This is a genomic window from Streptococcus sp. HSISS2 (assembly GCF_000448665.1).
Taxonomy (GTDB): domain Bacteria; phylum Bacillota; class Bacilli; order Lactobacillales; family Streptococcaceae; genus Streptococcus; species Streptococcus raffinosi.
Genome location: NZ_CM002133.1, coordinates 2,198,696 through 2,220,714, shown reverse-complemented (window position 1 = coordinate 2,220,714; position 22,019 = coordinate 2,198,696). Strand labels below are relative to the sequence as shown.

Sequence of the window (22,019 nt, the reverse complement as noted above, 5' to 3'; positions counted from 1 at the left end):
TTTTTAAAAGGTGGTAAGATATAACCTAGATAATTTAATGTTTATCCTAATTTGTCCACTAGAAAGTGAGTTACTATGTCTTATTTTAAAAACTTTCTCAATGCCAATAATGCCTATGTTGATTTGCATGGGACAGGCCATCTTCCCTTGAAACCAAAGACAAAGGTTGCTATTGTGACCTGTATGGATTCTCGCCTTCACGTTGCTCAAGCCTTGGGATTAGCTCTTGGTGACGCCCATATTCTACGTAATGCAGGTGGGCGTGTGACAGAAGACATGATTCGTTCCTTAGTTATTTCTGAACAACAGATGGGAACGCGTGAAATAGTGGTTCTCCACCATACAGATTGTGGTGCTCAGACCTTTAAGAATGATGAATTTACAGCTTACCTCAATAAAGAGCTAGGTGTTGACGTGTCTGATAAAGACTTTCTTCCATTCACTGATGTTGAAGAGAGTGTTCGTGAAGATATGGCTATTTTACGTCAGTCACCGCTTATTCCTGAAGATGTCGTTATTTCCGGTGCAGTTTATGATGTTGATACTGGACGAATGGCCCAAGTAAATCCTTAATACTGAATAGTTAAGCAGGCACGAATGCCTGCTTTTTATGATTCAACGCAAAAAAACTCAGCACACTGAAATAATGTACTGAGTCTGTCTCATTGTCTAAGTGACGATAAAAATAAGAATGACAGTCCCTAAATAGAAGAGACTGGTGATGAAGAAACTGATGCGCCAGAATAATTTAAAGAACCGTTTAAATTTAAAGGATTGTGTCTTTCTTAACATCTGAATTGTGATAATGATAGCTGCCAAGGATAGCAAGATCGTGATGTATGGCAGAAAACTATGGGTAAAGAAACGTGCTGATACGGCAACTACTTCAATAAAGTATAGCGGAAAGGTTAAATCAGCAAAATTCAGCCCAAGGTATTTTAAACTGAAGAAGCGATGGATAATAAAAGCAAAGATAGGTGTTAAAATCAAAAATGCTATGGCAAAGAATTTATATAGAATCATAAATCTATTTTACCTCGAAAAGGGCTTTATGTAAATTTTTTCCTAAACTTAATAAGAATTTCTTGCATCTAAAAGGAATTTCTGTATAATAGATAAGGTATGTAAAAACATACTTGTGGGAGGTAACAAAACTTACTTACCGCCAAAACCACAATAGGAGGAAATTACAAAATGGCTAAAAAAGTCGAAAACATCGTAAAACTTCAGATTCCTGCTGGTAAAGCGACTCCAGCTCCACCAGTTGGACCAGCTCTTGGTCAAGCCGGAATCAACATCATGGGATTCACTAAAGAGTTTAACGCTCGTACAGCTGACCAAGCTGGTATGATCATCCCAGTTGTTATCTCTGTGTATGAAGATAAATCATTTGATTTCATCACTAAAACACCACCAGCTGCTGTTCTTTTGAAAAAAGCTGCAGGTGTTGAAAAAGGTTCAGGTACTCCAAACTCAGTTAAAGTTGCTTCAGTAACTCGTGCACAAGTACAAGAAATTGCTGAAACTAAAATGCCTGACTTGAACGCTGCAAACATCGAATCAGCTATGCGTATGATCGAAGGTACTGCACGTTCAATGGGATTCACTGTTACTGACTAATTCAGTTAACAAGAAAACCACAGACGTCGTCTCACTTCGCTGAGTGACGTGGAAGATGAAAGTCGTTATGACCACATTACACAAGGAGAAATAATTAAATGGCTAAAAAAAGCAAACAAATGCGTGCTGCTCTTGAGAAAATCGACAGCACAAAAGCTTACAGCGTAGAAGAAGCTGTAGCTCTTGCACAAGAAACTAACTTCGCAAAATTCGATGCTACTGTTGAAGTATCATACAACCTTAACATTGACGTTAAGAAAGCTGACCAACAAATCCGTGGCGCAATGGTATTGCCAAACGGTACTGGTAAAACTCAACGCGTTCTTGTATTTGCTCGTGGTGCTAAAGCTGAAGAAGCTAAAGCAGCAGGTGCTGACTTCGTTGGTGAAGACGAACTCGTTGCTAAAATCAACGGTGGATGGCTTGACTTTGACGTTGTTGTTGCTACACCAGATATGATGGCAATCGTTGGTCGTCTTGGACGTGTCCTTGGCCCACGTAACTTGATGCCAAACCCTAAGACTGGTACAGTAACTATGGATGTTGCTAAAGCAGTTGAAGAGTCTAAAGGTGGTAAAATCACTTACCGTGCTGACAAAGCAGGTAACGTACAAGCTATCATTGGTAAAGTTTCATTTGAAGCTGAAAAATTGGTTGAAAACTTTAAAGCATTTAACGATGCTATCCAAAAAGCTAAACCAGCTACAGCGAAAGGTGCTTACATTACAAACCTTTCAATCACTACTACACAAGGTGCTGGTATCAAAGTTGATCCAAACTCATTGTAAGAGTAGTAAGGAACCTATCTTCGGATAGGTTTTTTGTTGCCTGAAGTGAGATGTATGAACAGAAAATAAAAAATATTCAGAAAGTAGTTTTAATTTTCCGAACTTATGGTATAATTTAAGCGTATACACATCATTATTGAATGTTTAAACTTATGACATTGCAAATTTAAGGAGACGATGCATGAAAAAGAGTAAGGTATTTTTGCTGGCGGCCGTAGGTCTGCTATCTGTGGGTGTTTTAGCAGCTTGTTCGTCATCAAGTAAGACATCTGGGAAGACTTATAATTATGTTTATGGTGGTGATCCTGCAACCCTAGATTATGTTTCTACAAATAAGAAAAATATGACTACAGCTGTTAGTAATGGCGTTGATGGTTTGTTCGAGAATGATCAATATGGGAACCTTAAGCCATCCGTAGCTGAAAGTTGGTCTGTTTCCCAAGATGGTTTAACCTATACTTATAAGATTCGTAAGGGTGTTAAATGGTACACTTCAGATGGTGAAGTATACGCTGATGTGACAGCCAAGGACTTTGTGACTGGGCTTAAACATGCTGCTGATACAAAATCTGAGGCTATTTACTTGTTGCAAAACTCTGTTAAAGGCTTGAATGACTATGTTTCAGGAGATAATAAAAACTTTGCAGATGTAGGGATTAAGGCTATTGATGATCATACCTTGCAATATACTCTTAGTGAACCAGAGCCTTATTGGAATTCCAAGTTGACTTATTCAGTGACTTGGCCTGTTAACGCAGATTTTTTGAAATCTAAAGGGAAAGACTTTGGTAAATCAACAGATCCAACTTCTATTCTTTATAATGGACCATTCCTTCTTAAATCACTGACAACTAAATCCTCAATTGAGTTTGTTAAGAACGAAAATTATTGGGATAAGGACAATGTCCACTTTGACAATGTTAAGTTAACTTACGATGATGGGACAGACCAAGAATCTTTGGAACGTAATTTTACGGATGGTGTCTACAACCTAGCACGTCTATTCCCAACAAGTTCGAATTATTCTAAAGTTGCCAAACAGTATAAAGATGACATCTACTACACACAACCTGGTGCCGCTGTAGAAGGTGTTGGTATTAACATTGATCGTCAAACTTATGGTCATACTTCTAAAGAAAATGATCAACAAAAGTCATCAACGAAAGCAGCTCTTCTTAACAAAGATTTCCGTCAATCGTTGAGTTTTGCCATTAATCGTACGAATTATGCAGCTCAATTGAATGGTAAAGAGGCAGGAAAAACAGCTGTCCGTAATATCTTTGTCAAACCTGATTTTGTACAGGCAGATGGCAAAAACTTTGGAGCTATGGTGATGGAACAACTTCCAGCCTTTGGTGATGAGTGGGCAGGCGTGAATCTTGCCGATAGTCAAGACGGACTTTACAACCCAGAAAAGGCTAAAGCTGAGTTTGCTAAAGCTAAAGCAGCTCTTCAAGCAGAAGGGGTACAGTTCCCTATTCATTTGGATGTTCCTGTTAATCAGACAAATAAGATTTATGTGAATCAAGTACAATCGCTTAAAGAATCTGTTGAATCTGCTCTAGGAAAAGATAATGTTGTACTTGATCTCCACCAAATGTCATCTGATGATTTCTACAATATCACTTATTCTGCGGCAAATGCAGCAGCAGAAGATTGGGATTTATCAGTTGGTGTTGCCTGGGAACCAGACTATCTAGATCCATCTACTTACCTTGATGTCTTGAAGACTACTAATAGCGAGAATACGAAGTCCTTTATGGGATATGATAATCCTAATAGCCCAGCAGCTGAAAAAGTAGGTCTTAAAGAATACGATCAGCTCGTTGACGATGCTTCTAAAGAAACAACCAATTTAACAGCTCGTTATGAAAAATATGCCAAAGCTCAAGCATGGTTGACAGATAGTTCGCTGTATATCCCAACAACTACTTATAATGGGGCTGCAGCTGTGATTTCACGTATCAAACCATTCTCTGGAGCTTATGCTCAAGCAGGTGATAAAGGTTCGACTTACTACTTCAAGTATCTCCAATCTCAAGATAATATTGTTACTAAGAAGCAATATGATTCGGCCTACAAAGATTGGCTGAAAGAAAAAGCGAAATCTAACGACAAGGCTCAGAAAGATTTTGAAAAACACATTAAGTAATCTATACAAAACGACTTCCTATAGGTGGTCGTTTTTTTGATAAAATTTCTCGAACCATCTCTAGATTGTGATATAATAAGAAGGATTGGTACTCGCTTATAAACCTTTATTGTGAAGTAAAAAAAGGTTGAGTTGCCTGCTGATACTTGAAATCTTAGAGTCGCCTCTTGAGATAGATTCTAATCTAATGAAGTATCCAAAGACTGAAGAATGAAACATAAAAAGGAGACTTATCTTGGCTAAAGATATTCGTGTTCGTTACGCACCAAGTCCAACAGGACTTTTACACATTGGTAATGCCCGTACAGCATTGTTTAATTACCTCTATGCTCGTCATCATGGCGGTACTTTCATTATCCGTATTGAAGATACTGACCGTAAACGTCACGTTGAAGATGGTGAACGTTCTCAACTTGATAACTTGCGTTGGTTGGGAATTGACTGGGATGAAAGTCCAGAGACACATGAAAATTACCGTCAATCAGAGCGTTTGCCACTTTATCAAAAATATATTGATCAGCTCTTGGCAGAAGGTAAGGCTTACAAGTCATATGTGACTGAAGAAGAATTGGCAGCAGAGCGTGAACGTCAAGAAGCTGCTGGTGAAACACCTCGTTATATCAATGAATTTCTTGGCATGACTGAAGAAGAAAAAGCTGCCTACATCGCCGAACGTGAAGCGGCAGGTATCGTTCCAACAGTTCGTTTGGCTGTTAATGAGTCAGGAATTTATAAATGGCATGATATCGTTAAAGGAGATATCGAATTTGAAGGTGGTAATATCGGTGGTGATTGGGTTATCCAGAAGAAAGATGGTTACCCAACTTACAACTTTGCGGTAGTTATTGATGACCACGATATGCAAATTTCTCATGTTATCCGTGGAGATGACCACATTGCTAATACACCAAAACAACTTATGGTTTATGAAGCTCTTGGTTGGGAAGCTCCTGAGTTTGGACACATGACCCTTATCATCAATTCTGAAACAGGTAAGAAGTTGTCTAAACGTGATACAAACACGCTTCAATTTATTGAGGACTATCGTAAAAAAGGTTACCTTCCAGAAGCAGTCTTTAACTTCATTGCTCTTCTTGGTTGGAATCCTGGTGGAGAAGACGAAATCTTTTCTCGTGAAGAGCTGATTAAACTCTTTGATGAAAATCGTCTCAGTAAATCTCCAGCAGCCTTCGACCAAAAGAAATTAGATTGGATGAGTAATGACTACATTAAGAATGCAGATTTCGACAAGGTCTTTGCTCTTTGTAAGCCTTTCTTGGAAAAAGCTGGCCGTTTGACAGACAAGGCTGAAAAATTAGTGGAACTCTACAAGCCACAAATGACAGCTGCAGAAGAAATTGTTCCTCTTACGGATCTCTTCTTTGAAGATTTCCCAGAATTAACAGAAGCTGAAAAAGAATTTATGGCTGGTGAAACAGTGCCAACAGTGCTTAAAGCCTTTAAAGCGAAACTTGAAGCAATGTCAGATGATGAATTTGTCACTGAGAATATTTTCCCACAAATTAAGGCTGTTCAAAAAGAAACAGGAATTAAAGGGAAAAACCTCTTCATGCCAATCCGTATTGCTGTTTCAGGAGAAATGCACGGTCCAGAATTGCCAGATACTATTTTCTTGCTTGGTCGTGAAAAATCAATTAAACATATTAATCAAGTTCTTGAGACGCTATAAAAACGAACCCAACATCTGTTGGGTTTTATAATGTAGATAAACCGAGCCATTTGAGGAGCCACTTACTAGATTATATATCTAGTTGGTATTAGAGCTTTCTGGAAGAGCTGACACTTTAATGTAACAATGATGTATATAATAATCTATTTATCATTTTCAAAAACGTAAATTAGTTTTATAATAGATAAATAAGAAAACAAGAAGGGAGCGGACGTTATGAGAAGATTTAATTGGTATTTTTACTATGTTATTGGTATGTATCCATAAAAAAGTCAAAAAGTCGGTTAAAGAGCTTTAGTTTTTCTAAGCTCTTTTTAATGTGTGCTTGGGCTGTATAGTAGGGGAAAGGTTCTAAGAGGTGGAGAAACTTTTGAAAGCTCTTAACTTGGGAAATGCGTTTTATATTTTTAGTTTTTCTAATAGGAGTAACGCTAAATTATATATTTATGTTACAATAAAGTAGGTTGATTTTTGAAAGGAAAGGGGGGAGCATAGAGATGATTGTCCTATTTACAGTTCTACGTCTATTGGCTATTTTAATTGTTAGCCATGACATGTCGGACCTGCTCAAAACGTGGAAGAGTAAAGTCTATTTTATCATTGGTAGTCTCTTGCTCTCTCTATTTGTAGGAGGCATCACAGGTTCACTTTTAGCACTCTTATTTTGTCATCTATTCTTAAATAAAACATCAAGTCGTGAAAAGAATTCATTTCTTTTCACCTTTTTGCCGTGGGTCTTTGTTGAGGTAACTTCTAAATTACTTCAACTTTACTTCTTCCCATGGATTTTTCAAATTAATTATTTACAAGTAAAAGATACCCCAGTACTTATTGCTCTATCTTATCTTTTGGTGTATCCAATCTTCCATTTGATTGTCAAGGTCTTCTTTATTGACTTCAGTGCTCTTGATATTATGGGGAATAACCACACTTACCAAGTTAGGGAACGTCTGTTGGTTGGGGTGACTTTAGCATATATTATCTTATCTCTAGTTATTTTCTATGCGAGTAATGTTTTTCCTTATATGGGACTCTTTATTTATTTAGCAGGTAGCATTACAGTTGTTTATTCAATTCTCTTTATTTTACTATTTGCTCAGCTCAATATATATTCTAAGAGGAGAGTAAAGGACCAATTGGCTGAAGAGATGATTAGGCATGAAGAAAGTTTAGAAGAATATAGCCACCGTTTAGAAAAACTCTATAATGATATTTCTCAGGTTAAGAAGGATTATTTGGAAGGGCTTAAGAATATGGAAGATAGTATTCAACGCCGAGATTTACCTGCTCTGAAGCAGGAATATGCGGAGCTTCTAGAAAAATCTGGGAATAGTTTAACGTTGTCAAATTATGAATTGTCACGTTTAATCAATTTGGAAATTACCTCTCTAAAGAGTCTTTTCTCTGCAAAAGTGCTTGAAGCTGAGAACCTAGGAATAAAGGTCAATTTAGAGTTACCAGATGTCATATCATCTACGCAAATTGAGGCTCTAGATTTGGTCGTGATTTCTTCTGTGTTCTTGAATAATGCTATAGAAGCTACAGTGAAATCTGAAGATCCAACGTTAACAGTATCTTTCTTTAAAAATCAGGACTACCTTACCTTAGTTATTGACAATACGACGAGGGAGGAACGTATTCCTGTGTCCAGAATATTTGATGAAGGAGTTTCTAGTAAAGGCGAAGGTCGCGGTCTTGGTCTGTCTAAAGTAGCAGAGATACTTAATCGCTATCCAAAAGTAAATCTTGAAACTCGGAGTTGTGATTATCATTTCACACAAGTTCTGTCTTTCCGAGATAACTGATAGGACAGAGTGAATTTTTAAGGATAAGATACGGGGAAATAGAAAGGGGAAATAGCACATGCAACTCGCGATTGATGGCCTTATTGCTTTGGTTGTTGTCGTTTCGCATCTAGTGATTTCAGCTAGACTAGCTTATCTAGATGTTTTTAATTATCGTTATATTCCTTATGTAGTAGTGGTAGCTGTTGTTAAGTGGCTAGCAAAAATATTATGGCAAATTGATATTCCAGATGCCATTTATCTCCTAGTTTTATTTTCTTGAAAAGCCTCAAGCGTCAAGAGAAGAAAAGTATTTTTGTGCTTTCTTTGCTCCTGTATTCTGGACTTTAGTTACTAGCTTCTTCAGTTTTTACCTTTTTCGCGTTTTCTTTAATAAGCCAATCGACTTAGTTCCAAATAACCTGGGAATTTTAGCTGTGGATAGTGTGGTTCTTCCATTCTTTCTAGGATTGCAGAAAATGTTTGGTTTAGACCGCTTTTTTGAGAAACCCTTTGAAGGGTTGCAAGATAAGTACAAGAGTATGCTTCTGCAAGTAGATATGATTTTAATTATCAGTTATCTTCTTATTCTTTTTAAGCAAGAGATATTCTCGTTACTTTTGAGTCAAACCTATCTTCCAGGCTATCCTCAGATTTATATTTGGGTAGGGCTCCTTATACATATGTATATTTTAGTTCGTTTTGTTTCCTATAGTAAAGATGTCCGTGATAGCGAAATTCTTCGAGAACAAGAGGAGCATTTAAGAAGTTTGGAAGCCTACAATCAAAAAATAGAGGCTGCATATAAAAGTGTGCGTTCTTTCAAACATGATTATGAGAATGTCTTAATTAGTATGCAGACTAGTATTGATAGTGGAGATTTTAATTTGATAGAACAAACCTATCAGGACATTCTGAAAAAGGCAGGACAAGAACTCATTGAAGAAGATGACGAAAATGCCTCTTGATCATAAATAGGAAATATTATCATGAACTTACAGCTTTGGACTATGGTAACTCTTGAAAATAGTCTTATTCAGATCATTAGTTTTCATATTACCTGGTTTATTTATAAAAAATTAACAGGGAGCTCACTAGCTTATTGGAAAGTACTTCTCTTAAGTCTTTTAGGGATAATAGTATCACTTGGTAAAGGTGATGGCTTCTATTATCAAGTGATTATTTTTCTAGGGTTGGCTCTTAAGGAACGTCGTAAACACCGCCTGACATTATGGGCAAGTCTTTTTTTGGAGCCTTCTCAGTCATTTTTACAGATTTATTTGCAACCTTTACACCCTTCTATGTTTTCAATAATCTGTTTGTAAATATGACTTTGGGTGAAATCCAAGAAAACTTCTTACTGGAATTACTATCTTATGTGATGATTTATCCCTTCTTCCTTTATATCAATTATCTTTCAAGTTCAGATATTGATAAGGTCAAGGAATTAATTTATTCACGTGGTCGAGAACGTTTATTGATAGCAGTTGATTTGACCTTTGCAGTGTATATTTTTTGCAGTACTTTTCTGATGTCAACTGGTGGTAATGTTGGAAAACCTATTTTCTTTGCTATGGCGGTCTATCTCTTAATGGTGACAACGCTAAACCGCTATTCACATAAATTTGTTAGGGAGCGTAGCCAAGAAGCTGTTGATACTTATGTTTACAACTTAAAAGTGTATAATCAACACATTGAGGCTCTTTTTACAAAAGTAAAACCTACTCAACAAGATTTTGAGAATCTTTTGATAGCTCTCGAGACACCTCTTGCGAAGAATCAGCTATCAGAAGTTTTAGCAGTATATCATGAACATTTGAATCATCTTAGATTGGATGACTTGGATTTAAATGATAAATTAGCTCCTCTGTTTGAAATTCCTTATCCAGAATTAAGGAGTTGGATTGTTAACCAAATTATTCCTTTGGAGCAAAAGGGAATTATGGTTCGGTTAGATGTCAACGTTGTTGATTATCCTAAACATTTAAATATTGCGGTGCTTATTACTGTCTTGGAACGCTGTATTAACCTGGCTGAAAAGCTTTGTGTGGAGGAGCCAGAGACAGATATTGGTTTCCTTATCCAACAGAATGAGGACGGTAATCTCTGCTTTGTTATTGAAAATACTAACCAGGAAGCTACTCCAGAACTTGATGGTAGGTTAGCGATTAGTCGTGATTTAGCGCAGTTTTGCTGGTCAAATGGTATTGGTTTAACTAACAAAAAGAATTATTTAAAACCTATCAAATTGTTACGGTAGGACTATAAAGATAGAAAGGACGGAAGTAGCTATGCTAGGTAACATCGTGTTCCAAATTTTGATGTTTGTCATTATTTGGGATATCTATCTACGTATTGGTGGTCAAAACACTAATCTCAAAAATCGCGTGCTCTATTTGTTATTCGATGTTGCCTTATGTATTTGGGGACAACTTATTGGACGCTATCTAGGTGTAGTGCCTCCTTTAGTCTCCATTGTGACTTTGACGTTTAGTTACCAACTAAATAAGACGGTTACTTCTGTAGAGCAATTCTTTTTAGGTTTCTATCCAGTGGTACTAGTCGATTTAGCAAGGTGCTTCTTGGCTACTTTCTTTTTTCCACCGATAATTGGCGTAGCGGCGTCAACTTTGAATAATAATATTTGGTGGTCTATGGTACCACTTTCCTTTGTCGTGTTGACAGTCAGAATTGTAGACTTCATTTTGCGTCTTGATTTAACAGATATCTTGAAGGTAGCTACCCAACAAGAGAAGAAAAATCGTCTGGGATTGGTTAACATGCTTCTTTTGATTTATTATTTGGTTATCTTTTTGGTATCAACATTTGATTCTTATTTCCCAGAGTTACACCTTGAAAGTAACTTGCGGCTACCGCTGGTAATGGGTTATCTTTACCTTCTTCTTTTCGTTTTGGGAGCTGTTAACCAGTTTGCTAAGGAAAAGATTGAGCAAGATTTGACCATGAAGCAAGCTAACTATCTTGATGATTTGAAACGAGAAAATGCTAGGGTAGAAGGTTTATATAGGGATTTGATGTTTGTTCGTTCAAACTATAATTACCTTCTAAATAACCTGCGAGATATTGAAAGAACTGGAGATATTCGCTCCTACAAAAAAGATCTAGTTGACCTGTATGTGAATAGAGATCAATATAGCTTCTCAACTCAGGTCACAGATTTAGAAAATATTCAGAATCCAAGTATTCACAGCTTGCTTTCATCAAAATATCATGAAGCCCAGATGTATAGGCTTAATATTCATGCAGAAATTCCTGACCCAGTCGTTCACAGCTATCTAACAGACTTAGATTTAGCCGTTATTTTGGGTCACCTCATGGACAATGCTATTGATGGTGCTCGTAAAGTTAATGATGGCTTTATTAGCTTAGCCTATTTTGATGAGGAAGATTGCCAGAGCTTTATTGTTGAAAGTGCGATATCAGATGAACAAGCTCCTCTTTCAATGATGACTTCTCAAAATCTTAACAGTGGTGGTATAGGTGTAAATGCTGTTCAAGATATTTTGGAGCGTTACCCCAACACATCCCTATCTGTCCGTAGTCAAAATCATAAAATGATGCAAATACTAGAAATGAGACCCTAATATGAATATATATATTTTAGAAGATGATTTAATGCAACAAACACGCATTAGTGATATCATCAGAGAATTGGTTTCAGAGGGCACGTTCTCAGTACGAAAACTAGAAGTTTTTTCGAAACCACATAAATTATTAGCCAGTATTAACGAGAAAGGTAATCATCAGGTCTTTCTTTTAGATATTGATATTGATGGTGAGCGAAAGAAGGGGCTTGAGGTCGCTTCGGAAATTCGTCAACAAGATGCCAATGCGGTTATTATATTTGTAACGACTCACTCGGAATTTGCCCCGATTAGTTTTAAATACAAGGTTTCCGCACTAGATTTTATTGATAAGACTGTTTCTAATGCGGAGTTCAAGCAGCAATTGAAACAAACGCTAACTTTTGTGAATCAAAAAGTTGGAGAGTTGGATGATGGTGACATTTTTGTATTTGAAACGGCTCAGTCTCGGATTCAGGTTCCTATGCGAGATATTTATTATTTTGCAACTGCTGTGACACCTCATAAGGTGATGTTAATTACTAAAACAGAACGCTTAGAGTTTTATGCTAACCTTGGAGATATCACTTCTGCGAATAAAAAGCTCTTTTCGTGTCACCGTTCCTTTTTAGTTAATTTGGATAATATTGCTCGTATTGATAAGACTCAGTTGATGATTTATTTTGAAAATGGTGATTCCTGCCCAGTTTCTCGCCTAAAAATGAAAGCTTTACTGAAGAAGTGGTCAGAAGTTAAGGACTATTAATGATGACTATGAAAGCTGTCTTTTAGTCCTAATATTGCTCGCAATTATTTTTGATAGTTAGTTGCTATATATGTATCCATTTTGCTAAAAATACTAAATAGATGTCTTTTAGTGAGTTATTTTTGTAAATTTTTAAGAATAAGTCTAAAAAATACAGTTCAGGATGAAAAAACGACATTCTATGAAATCGTATAGACAATTAAATTGAAAAGAGTTATTATATAATCAAGATATGTGATTCGGAAATGAGACATCGTCAATCTTATTGAAATCTACATACACTTTATGAAAATAAATAATGTACTTTTATATAACTTTTTCCTAATCCCCATTTTTTATTGGCCGCTCGTCCAATTACATATCTTTTTTATAGACATTAAAAAGCTTGAGAAATCAAGCTATTTTTTGTTTTTAAAGGAGTTATTGCAGATTAGGATAAAAAATAACATTCTATGAGTGAAATCCGACATTTTAGGAAATAGCGATATGCATTATAGGATTGCATGCTATAATGTAATCAAGGTTAGAGAGCAAGAAGAATGTATGGTTTAAGTTAGTCCCTTAAACATAATAATTTCCCTCATTCATTCTATCTAAAATTGCTGTTGTGTTCTCTACCGATGATGCTGTTGTTCGAAAGGTCTGTACTTTGTACAGGCCTTTCGGCATTTTAAGAAATAATAGTTAAGAACACTTTTGGATCTAGCTAGCTAGTATTTGAGAGTGTTTTTTTATTTTTTAAGAAGTAATTGTGTATAAATGAATAAAATTTGATAAATACACATTTTATATGCTTAAAGTATAAAAATAAGCAAAAAAATAAAAATAAATATAAAAAAATAACAAATTATGGTTGACAAATGAATAAATATGCAATATAATAAATCTCGTAAGGTTGATAGAGATAGAAACCACAAGAAAATATAAGAAAAGAGAAATATTATGTCAAAAGAGAAAGTTATTCTTGCTTATTCCGGAGGTCTTGACACCTCAGTAGCTATTACTTGGCTAAAAAAGATTACGATGTTGTCGCTGTTTGTATGGATGTCGGTGAAGGTAAGGATCTTGAATTTATCCATGATAAAGCTCTTACAGTTGGAGCTATAGAATCTTACGTCCTAGATGTTAAAGATGAATTTGCAGAAGATTACGTACTCCCAGCCCTTCAAGCGCATGCTTATTATGAGCAAAAATATCCTTTGGTTTCAGCGCTCAGTCGTCCAATTATTTCTAAAAAATTAGTTGAAATCGCTCATAAGACTGGTGCTACAACCATTGCTCACGGTTGTACTGGTAAAGGTAATGACCAAGTTCGTTTTGAAGTTGCCATTGCAGCTCTTGATCCAAGCCTTAAAGTAGTAGCGCCAGTACGTGATTGGAAATGGTCTCGTGAGGAAGAGATTGAATATGCTAAGGCTAATGGTGTTCCAGTTCCTGCAAATCTCGATAATCCTTATTCAGTGGACCAAAACCTTTGGGGACGTGCTAATGAATGTGGTGTTCTTGAAAATCCTTGGAATCAAGCTCCAGAAGAAGCCTTTGGAATTACAAACTCACCAGAGTCTGCCCCAGACGAAGCTGAATTTGTTGATGTAACCTTTAAGGAAGGTAAACCAGTTGCCCTTAATGGTAAAGAAATGAAATTGGCGGACCTTATCCAAGAAATGAATGTTATCGCTGGTAAACATGGTGTTGGACGTATCGACCACGTTGAGAACCGTCTTGTTGGTATCAAATCACGTGAAATTTACGAGTGCCCAGGTGCCATTGCTCTCTTGACTGCCCATAAGGAGATTGAGGACTTGACTTTGGTACGTGAAGTTTCTCACTTCAAACCAATCCTTGAAAATGAATTGTCAAATCTTATCTATAATGCTTTGTGGTTTAGCCCAGCAACTCAAGCCATCATTGCTTACATCAAAGAAACACAAAAAGTAGTTAATGGTACTGCTAAAGTGAAACTTTACAAAGGTCATGCTCAGGTAGTTGCTCGTAAGTCAGATAATTCACTATATGATGAAAACTTGGCTACTTACACATCTGCGGATAGTTTTGATCAAGATTCTGCTGTTGGATTTATCAAACTCTGGGGACTTCCAACACAGGTAAATTCTCAAGTTAATCATCCATTTGACAAATAATGAAAGACTTCATAAGAAAAGTGGGTTGTTAGAAGGACAATTCTTCATATCAGATAAAAGTGGACAGAGATCCGCATCTGGTACTCTTTTCTTATAACTTATATTACAATCGTTAAGGCGTTCTGAGAGGCGTTACGAGCCTAAATAAGCCACGACTGAGATCGGGTTTTAGGAAAACAAGTGTCCAGAGAGACAACTTAAGCTAGACAAGAAATATCTAGCTTTTTTCATTTGAATTATTGTGGCCTGAGAGGTCATTACTTTTTATAAGCATTAAGAAAGGACAAGAGATTATCCTATCCTTTGGGGAAATCTTTAACATATAACTATGGCAGAAAATCATAAACTGTGGGGCGGTCGGTTCGAAGCTAGTCTTGAAAAATGGGTCGAAGAATTTGGTGCTTCAATTTCCTTTGACCAAAAAATGGCTGAGTTCGATCTTAAAGGTTCCATTGCTCACGTAACCATGCTGGGTGAGACAGGAATTATTACCAAAGAGGAGTCTTTACAAATTAAACAAGGCTTGGAAGAGTTACTTAAGGAGTACAAGGCTGGTAAACTAGAGTTTGATGTTTCCAATGAAGATATTCATATGAATATGGAAAGTCTATTGACGGCTAAGATTGGGCCCGTAGCAGGGAAACTTCATACAGCACGTTCTCGTAACGACCAAGTTGCAACGGATATGCACCTGTATCTTAAAGCCAAGCTCTTTGAAGTTATTGAGAAACTTGATAACTTACGAAATACTCTAGTGAATCTAGCAGATAAACATATCTATACGATTATGCCCGGCTATACTCACTTACAACATGCACAACCAATTTCTTTCGGTCATCACTTGATCGCTTATTACAACATGTTTACACGTGATGCTGAACGTTTTGAATTTAATATCAAACATACAGATGTATCGCCTCTTGGTGCCGCAGCTTTGGCAGGTACAACTTTCCCTATTGATCGGAAGATGACATCTGACTTAATGGGATTTGCAAAACCATATAGTAATTCTCTAGATGCCGTCTCTGATCGTGATTTCATTTTAGAATTCTTATCAAATTCAAGTATTCTCATGATGCATATGACACGTATTTGTGAAGAAATCATTAGCTGGTGTTCTAATGAATTCAAGTTTGTCACTCTTTCAGATACGTTCTCTACAGGCTCTTCCATTATGCCTCAAAAGAAAAATCCAGACATGGCAGAGCTTATCCGTGGGAAATCAGGTCGTGTTTACGGTAATCTGATTGGATTATTGACTGTGATGAAGTCACTACCTTTAGCCTATAATAAGGACTTGCAAGAGGATAAGGAAGGTATGTTTGATACAGTAGAAACGATTACTGTAGCCATTGATATTCTCGCAGGTATGCTCAATACTATGACTGTTAACGATAAGCATATGGCAGAGTCAACAGAAAAAGACTTTTCAAATGCTACTGAGTTGGCTGATTATCTTGCGGCTAAAGGTCTTCCATTCCGTGAGGCGCATGAGATTGTAGGGAAACTTGTTCTTGAGTGTACTAAAGCTGGACACTATCTCCAAGATGTTCCTCTTGAACGTTATCAAGAAGTCTCAGATTTAATTGAAGAAGATATCTATGAAACACTCAAGTCTCATACCGCTGTTGAGCGTCGTCATTCTCTTGGTGGAACAGGTTTCGACCAAGTTAAATGGCAAATCAAAGAAGCTCAGCTAAATCTTAAAAAATAAGTCTCTAAGACCCAAACTATAAGGTTTTGGGCTTTTTTGCTATTTATGGTATAATAGTACTAATTTTGAGTTTGGAGTCGTATTTTGAAAAAATCTTATCGTATTAAGAAAGAGAAAGACTTTAAAGCATTATTTGATGCAGGGCACAGTGTTGCCAACCGAAAATTTGTTGTCTACTGTCTGAATCGTGATTTACTCCATTATCGCGTAGGTTTGTCAGTTAGCAAGCGTCTTGGTAATGCAGTTACCCGAAATCGGGTAAAACGTCGTCTACGACATGCACTAATGGACATGTCATCTCAATTAGCACATCAAGATTTTGTCGTTATTGCTCGTAAAGGTGTCGAGGACTTAAGCTATCAAGAAATTTACAGCAATCTCGTTCATGTCTTAAAAATAGCAAAGTTATATAAGGACTAGAAAATTATCTTTCACCGTCATGGTACGATTCATCAGGACAAATTTTTGTTGATGCTATCATCCTAGTAGACGGAGATAAGACAATTCTTTGTCATGTAAAAGGAGTTTTTAGTGAAAAGAAAACTTAATTTATTTGTTTTAGGAGCAGGAGCTCTCTTGGCTTTATCAGCTTGTGGACGCAGTGATGTCACAAGCCAGTCTACAGGACTTTGGGAACGCTTCATTCTAATGTTTGGTAAGGCTGTTCAAGGACTTTCAATTGGCGGCTCTATTGGACTAGGGATTATTATCTTTACGATTTTGATTCGTGCGGTTATGATTCCATTGTATAATCGCCAAATTAAGTCAAGTCGTGAATTGCAAGAACTACAGCCAGAGTTACGACGATTGCAGGGTGAGTATCCAGGAAGTGAAAATCGTGAAGCTCTTGCTAATGCACAGCAAGAACTCTACAAAGAGCATGGTGTTAATCCCTATGCCAGCTTCGTTCCTCTCCTGATTCAGTTTCCTATTTTGATGGCTCTTTACGGTGCACTTACACGTGTACCTGAGTTACGAGAAGGAACCTTCCTCTGGGTAGACCTTGGTCAGAAAGACCCCTACTTTATTCTTCCGATTTTGGCAGCTGCATTCACCTTCCTTTCAACTTGGTTGACGAATAAAGCAGCTAAAGAACGTAGTTCGATGTTACTTGTTATGAATATCTTGCTTCCAGTCTTTATTTTCTGGTTTGGAACGCAGATTTCTTCAGGGGTAGCACTTTATTGGGCAGTCTCAAATGCCTTCCAAGTTGTTCAGATTTTGGTTTTCAATAATCCATTTAAAATTATTGCTGAACGTAATCGTTTGGAAGCGGAAGAAAAAGAACGTAAAGCTAAGATTCGTCGTGCCAAGAAAAAGGCGCACAAACGTAAGTAAGGAGGCTTTTTATGGTTGTCTATTCTGGACGAACAGTTGAACAAGCTATTGAAAAAGGTTTGAAAGTTCTTAAGTTACCTCGTATGAAGGCCCACATCAAGGTGATTTCTCGTGAGAAAAAAGGCTTTCTAGGATTTGGAAAGAAACCTGCTCGAGTTAGCATTGAACCAATAAATGAACAATCAGCGTATGAAGCAGACCAAGATAATACCGTAAAAGATTTTGCCGATAGTGTCAATTATCAAAATAAGGCTATCACAAGCCCGACAGAAGAAACGAATACTTTCAGTAAAGTGACAAGGCTTGCCGATCTTGTGGATAGCAAGGAAATGGAAGAGGAAATTAAGGAGGAAGCAACTCCTGTAGAGATTTTTGATGAAAAGCCATCGGAGAAAAAACAGGAGCCATCTAAGGCAACAGTTATTCCTCTAGCTATTAAGCGCCAGTCATTAGAAGAAAGTGTATCGGATTCAGTGGTATCCTCTCTAGAATCTGAACAGGAATCGGTTACTCAAATTCAAGCTACAGAAACTTCAGAAGATGATTTCAGCTCTTTTGTAGCATCTGAGTTTAGTTCAGAAGAAACTTCTGAAAACAATTTAGAGGATGTTCAAGTGGCTGCGGACGACGTTTTATCTTATCTTGAAAAAATCATCTATGAAATGGATGTTGATGCTAGTTTAGAGGTCAGTCACAATCGTCGTAATATCATTATTCAGATTGAGACGGACCAACCTGGTCGTGTTATAGGTTATCACGGTAAAGTCCTTAAATCATTGCAACTTTTGGCACAAAATTATTTGCATGACCATCATTCTAAACGATTTAGTGTTGTTCTTAATGTTCGAGACTATTTGGAGCAACGTACGGAGACTTTGATTGATTTAGCTGAAAAAACAGCAGCTAAAGTAAAAGAAACAGGTCGAGAGTATGTGATGGATCCGATGACGAATAGTGAACGAAAAATTATCCACAAGGCTATATCTCAAATTGAAGGTGTTGAAAGTCACTCAGAAGGTGACGATCCCAATCGATACGTGGTTGTAACAAAAGTATAATTAGAATAGTATGTATTACTGATAGAAGCTAGTCTGGTTTAAAGGCTAGCTTTTTTTGACAAACCAAAGTATACAGTGTATACTTTGGTTAAAAAGTAGTCAGAGTCTACTTAATTGTAAATAGGAGTCGAAAATGAAACGTAATACTGCTGAATTGAAGGAGAAGCTAATTAAAACCGGAATTGAGGAAATAAGGATAAAGGGGATTGACCAATTATCTATGCGTACAATTGCCCAAAAATGTGGCGTTACTCATGGAGCTCCCTATAAGCACTTTGACAATAAAGATACCTATATGAAAGTTGTTTTGGAGCACTTATCGGAGATCTTTTTGAAAAATATGACTCAAGGGATTGCATCTTCTCTCAACGCAAGAAATCGACTGGTATTAATGGGTTGTAACTTTGTAAGATTTGCTCAACAAGAAACGAATATCTTTGAGGCCTTGTTTATCAAGTTTCCCTTTAACTATATGGAATTTTCTCAAGAAAGTATTTCTGTCAATTCCCACTTACAAGGATTTGAATATTTTAAAAATACAGCTCTGGAATTAAAAAACAAGGAGAAACTTTCAGGTAGTGATGCAGAAGTTTTGATGCATTTTTGGAGTTTTATCACTGGTTTGGCTATGCTAGCAAGAAGTCCCATTGCTGATAATTTTACAGAGACTACTGTTCAAGAAACTGTAAGAACTATGCTTGATATTTATATTAAAGGAGCTAAGCAATGAAGATCTTAATGATTTATGCACATCCAAACGACAAGAGCTACAATGCTTCTATACTAGAGACTGTTAAAGAAAATTTATCGCCTAAACATGAGTTAAGGATTTTAGATTTGTATAAAGGGCAGTTCGACCCTGTTTTACGTTTTGATGCTACACATAGGAGAAGAGACCTGGCGAATGATGTAGCTATGAAACACTATCGAGACTTGTTAGTTTGGGCAGATCAGTTAATCTTTATTTTTCCAACTTGGTGGAGTGGGATGCCAGCTATCTTAAAAGGATTTATTGAACGTGTATTTGTTGCTGGTTTTGCTTATGATATACCCCACGTGGTTTGAAAGGTAGGCTTGCTGGCAAGGCCTGGATTATCACTACACACAATACACCGAGGATTTTCCTTCCTTTTGCACAAGACTACTCCAAAGTTTTGAAATTTCAAATCCTAAAACCTTGTGGTTTTAAAGCAGTTAAAGTCACTCAGATTACACGTGTTGAGTATATGACGGACCATGAGCGAAAGGAACAACTCCAAAAAATCGCAAAATTGACTCAAAATCTTTAAATGAATGAAGTAATGGCATCATCGAGACTTTTAGCACCGGTAGAAATGACTAGGTCGCTCTTTTAAGTTCTAGTGTTTGTTTTTTACGATATGATGAAATTATTGTCTAAAGTATTTCTTGACAAGAACACGCTATTGCTATAAAATAGTATGGTATGTTTAGTATCTGATCAAAAATAGCCGGCTAAACGAATACGAAAATCTATCAGGAGGTATTCAACGTGAAACGTACTTATCAACCAAGTAAAATCCGTCGTCAACGTAAACACGGATTCCGTCACCGTATGTCAACTAAAAACGGACGTCGTGTTCTTGCAGCTCGTCGTCGTAAAGGACGTAAAGTTCTTTCAGCCTAAGACATTATTGAAAGCAACAGTGCTCGAGACTGTTGCTTTTTGTTTACCTAAAGCTTAGATATTTTAGATTTTAGAATAGCCGTTTTGAGAAATTGAAGCTGACAATTCCTATAAATTTTGGTAAACTAAAGCGGTTGTGGATAATGACCACTTACAAAATAATACTTAGGACTGTTTTTCCTAACGTAAGGAGTATAAATGACTGATTTTCCTATTAAATATCGTCTTATAAAGAAAGAAAAACACACAGGGGCACGTCTAGGGGAGATTATCACCCCACACGGATCTTTTCCAACGCCGATGTTTATGCCTGTAGGTACTCAGGCTACAGTAAAAACGCAATCTCCTGAAGAATTAAAACAGATGGGTTCAGGAATTATTTTAGCAAATACCTATCATTTATGGCTCAGACCTGGTGATGAGCTGGTTGCTAAAGCTGGTGGACTCCATAAATTTATGAATTGGGACCAAGCTATTCTTACAGATAGTGGTGGTTTCCAAGTTTATTCACTAGCAGAAAAACGAAACATTTCAGAAGAAGGGGTGACATTTAAAAATCACCTTAATGGAAGTAAGATGTTCCTATCTCCTGAGAAGGCCATCTCTATTCAAAATAATCTGGGCTCAGATATTATGATGAGCTTTGATGAATGTCCTCAATTTTACCAACCATACGATTATGTTAAAAAATCAATTGAACGTACAAGTCGTTGGGCAGAGCGTGGACTAAAGGCGCATCGCCGTCCATATGATCAAGGACTCTTTGGTATTGTACAAGGAGCTGGTTTCGAAGACCTTCGTAGACAATCTGCGCATGATTTGGTTTCCATGGATTTTCCAGGGTACTCTATTGGTGGTCTTGCAGTAGGAGAAACTCATGAAGAGATGAATGCAGTTCTAGACTTTACTGTACCTTTACTTCCTGAGAATAAACCACGTTATCTCATGGGAGTGGGTGCACCAGATAGTTTGATTGATGGTGTAATCCGTGGTGTTGATATGTATGATTGTGTTCTTCCTACAAGAATCGCTCGAAACGGAACTTGTATGACTAGTCAAGGACGTCTTGTAGTTAAAAATGCGGCATACGCAGAAGATTTTAGCCCTATAGATCCTGAGTGTGATTGTTACACATGTAAGAACTATACACGTGCTTATGTGAGACACCTACTGAAGGCAGATGAGACATTTGGAATTCGTTTGACAAGTTATCATAATCTCTACTTCTTGGTGAATTTGATGGCGAAAGTACGTCAAGCTATTATTGATGACAATTTACTTGAGTTTCGTCAAGATTTCATTGAAAAATATGGTTATAATGCAAATAATAGAAATTTTTAAATTTACTATCTAACAGTACAGCAATGTACTGTTTTCTTATTTAATTTAATAAAAATAAATAAGGAAGCTGCTAAGGAAGGTGTAAACTGAATGTTTTTTAAATACCCTTTAAAATGATAAAAAGTTATTGACAAGGTAAGCAAGAGATGATAATATGAATAGGCTACATCGGAGGATGAAGCAGAGACACGAGGAAGTTTGGAAAAAACTTTTCAAAAAGTGTTGACAAGATATTCTAGATTTGCTAGAATATAGGAGTTGTCTTAAGAGAGACAAAGACCTTTGAGAACTGAATAAGAAACCAAGTGCAGGGTTATGATAGAAGAAATTATAACCTGTCAATTTACAAGAAAAAAACGTCAGAAGACGGAAATGAGTTAACGCTCGAACGATTATTA

The 22,019-nt window shown here is 36.8% G+C and carries 20 protein-coding genes and 2 pseudogenes; 21 read left to right on the top strand and 1 reads right to left on the bottom strand.

Going from position 1 to position 22,019, the window contains the following annotated elements; all coding sequences use genetic code 11:
* The first annotated feature begins 75 nt into the window (after positions 1–75).
* Entirely contained in the window at positions 76–573 is a 498-nt protein-coding gene (locus tag HSISS2_RS09705) for a carbonic anhydrase (RefSeq protein ID WP_021146537.1), read from the top strand.
* A 96-nt stretch (positions 574–669) separates the two neighbouring features.
* On the opposite strand, the gene HSISS2_RS11165 is transcribed toward HSISS2_RS09705, so the two are convergent.
* On the bottom strand, positions 670–1,023 hold the full coding sequence (locus HSISS2_RS11165; RefSeq protein WP_002888713.1) for a DUF3397 domain-containing protein: 354 nt from the start codon (positions 1,021–1,023) through the stop codon (positions 670–672).
* 171 nt (positions 1,024–1,194) lie between these two features.
* Between HSISS2_RS11165 and rplK the strand changes: the two genes are divergently transcribed.
* From rplK to tgt, 20 genes and pseudogenes are all read left to right on the top strand, one after another.
* Positions 1,195–1,620, top strand: a complete 426-nt coding sequence (gene rplK / locus HSISS2_RS09695; protein WP_002885648.1) for a 50S ribosomal protein L11 — start codon at positions 1,195–1,197, stop codon at positions 1,618–1,620.
* Between the two features lie 98 nt (positions 1,621–1,718).
* Positions 1,719–2,408 (top strand): 50S ribosomal protein L1, encoded by a 690-nt coding sequence (gene rplA, locus HSISS2_RS09690; protein ID WP_002888715.1) that lies wholly within the window; start codon positions 1,719–1,721, stop codon positions 2,406–2,408.
* 181 nt (positions 2,409–2,589) lie between these two features.
* Positions 2,590–4,560, top strand: coding sequence for a peptide ABC transporter substrate-binding protein (locus HSISS2_RS09685; RefSeq protein ID WP_021146536.1), 1,971 nt, complete (start codon positions 2,590–2,592; stop codon positions 4,558–4,560).
* 235 nt (positions 4,561–4,795) lie between these two features.
* Positions 4,796–6,250 carry a glutamate--tRNA ligase gene (gltX, locus tag HSISS2_RS09680; protein ID WP_008536178.1) on the top strand — a complete coding sequence of 485 codons (1,455 nt, stop codon included), beginning with the start codon at positions 4,796–4,798 and terminating at the stop codon, positions 6,248–6,250.
* 497 nt (positions 6,251–6,747) lie between these two features.
* Positions 6,748–8,055, top strand: coding sequence for a GHKL domain-containing protein (locus HSISS2_RS09675; protein WP_021146535.1), 1,308 nt, complete (start codon positions 6,748–6,750; stop codon positions 8,053–8,055).
* Between the two features lie 58 nt (positions 8,056–8,113).
* A complete protein-coding gene (locus HSISS2_RS12070; RefSeq protein ID WP_021146534.1) occupies positions 8,114–8,317 on the top strand; it encodes a hypothetical protein in 204 nt (67 codons plus the stop codon).
* Positions 8,318–8,513: 196 nt separating this feature from the next.
* The gene (locus HSISS2_RS12065; protein WP_021146533.1) at positions 8,514–9,002 is read left to right on the top strand and encodes a hypothetical protein; all 489 of its coding nucleotides are present in this window, start codon (positions 8,514–8,516) and stop codon (positions 9,000–9,002) included.
* A gap of 21 nt (positions 9,003–9,023) precedes the next feature.
* Positions 9,024–9,359, top strand: a complete 336-nt coding sequence (locus HSISS2_RS12060) for a hypothetical protein (RefSeq protein WP_021146532.1) — start codon at positions 9,024–9,026, stop codon at positions 9,357–9,359.
* A gap of 2 nt (positions 9,360–9,361) precedes the next feature.
* Positions 9,362–10,294, top strand: a complete 933-nt coding sequence (locus tag HSISS2_RS09665) for a hypothetical protein (protein WP_021146531.1) — start codon at positions 9,362–9,364, stop codon at positions 10,292–10,294.
* Positions 10,295–10,325: 31 nt separating this feature from the next.
* On the top strand, positions 10,326–11,639 hold the full coding sequence (locus tag HSISS2_RS09660; RefSeq protein WP_021146530.1) for a GHKL domain-containing protein: 1,314 nt from the start codon (positions 10,326–10,328) through the stop codon (positions 11,637–11,639).
* A gap of 1 nt (position 11,640) precedes the next feature.
* The gene (locus HSISS2_RS09655) at positions 11,641–12,384 is read left to right on the top strand and encodes a LytTR family DNA-binding domain-containing protein (RefSeq protein WP_008536189.1); all 744 of its coding nucleotides are present in this window, start codon (positions 11,641–11,643) and stop codon (positions 12,382–12,384) included.
* A gap of 942 nt (positions 12,385–13,326) precedes the next feature.
* Positions 13,327–14,525 (top strand): annotated as a pseudogene (locus tag HSISS2_RS09650) (argininosuccinate synthase).
* A 328-nt stretch (positions 14,526–14,853) separates the two neighbouring features.
* On the top strand, positions 14,854–16,239 hold the full coding sequence (argH, locus tag HSISS2_RS09645; protein WP_021146528.1) for an argininosuccinate lyase: 1,386 nt from the start codon (positions 14,854–14,856) through the stop codon (positions 16,237–16,239).
* A gap of 84 nt (positions 16,240–16,323) precedes the next feature.
* Complete coding sequence (gene rnpA, locus HSISS2_RS09640; RefSeq protein ID WP_021146527.1) at positions 16,324–16,659, top strand: ribonuclease P protein component; 336 nt, start codon at positions 16,324–16,326, stop codon at positions 16,657–16,659.
* Positions 16,660–16,770: 111 nt separating this feature from the next.
* Positions 16,771–17,577: a YidC/Oxa1 family membrane protein insertase gene (locus HSISS2_RS09635; protein WP_002888724.1), complete on the top strand. Its 807-nt coding sequence runs from the start codon at positions 16,771–16,773 to the stop codon at positions 17,575–17,577.
* Between the two features lie 11 nt (positions 17,578–17,588).
* Positions 17,589–18,635 carry an RNA-binding cell elongation regulator Jag/EloR gene (gene jag / locus HSISS2_RS09630; RefSeq protein WP_021146526.1) on the top strand — a complete coding sequence of 349 codons (1,047 nt, stop codon included), beginning with the start codon at positions 17,589–17,591 and terminating at the stop codon, positions 18,633–18,635.
* A gap of 133 nt (positions 18,636–18,768) precedes the next feature.
* Complete coding sequence (locus HSISS2_RS09625; protein WP_021146525.1) at positions 18,769–19,365, top strand: TetR/AcrR family transcriptional regulator; 597 nt, start codon at positions 18,769–18,771, stop codon at positions 19,363–19,365.
* Positions 19,362–19,924, top strand: a pseudogene (locus HSISS2_RS09620) (NAD(P)H-dependent oxidoreductase). The gene HSISS2_RS09625 and the pseudogene HSISS2_RS09620 overlap by 4 nt, the downstream one beginning before the upstream one ends.
* Before the next feature lie 221 nt (positions 19,925–20,145).
* Entirely contained in the window at positions 20,146–20,280 is a 135-nt protein-coding gene (gene rpmH / locus HSISS2_RS09615; RefSeq protein ID WP_002885866.1) for a 50S ribosomal protein L34, read from the top strand.
* 198 nt (positions 20,281–20,478) lie between these two features.
* Complete coding sequence (gene tgt, locus HSISS2_RS09610; protein WP_002888730.1) at positions 20,479–21,621, top strand: tRNA guanosine(34) transglycosylase Tgt; 1,143 nt, start codon at positions 20,479–20,481, stop codon at positions 21,619–21,621.
* The last annotated feature ends 398 nt before the right edge of the window (positions 21,622–22,019 follow it).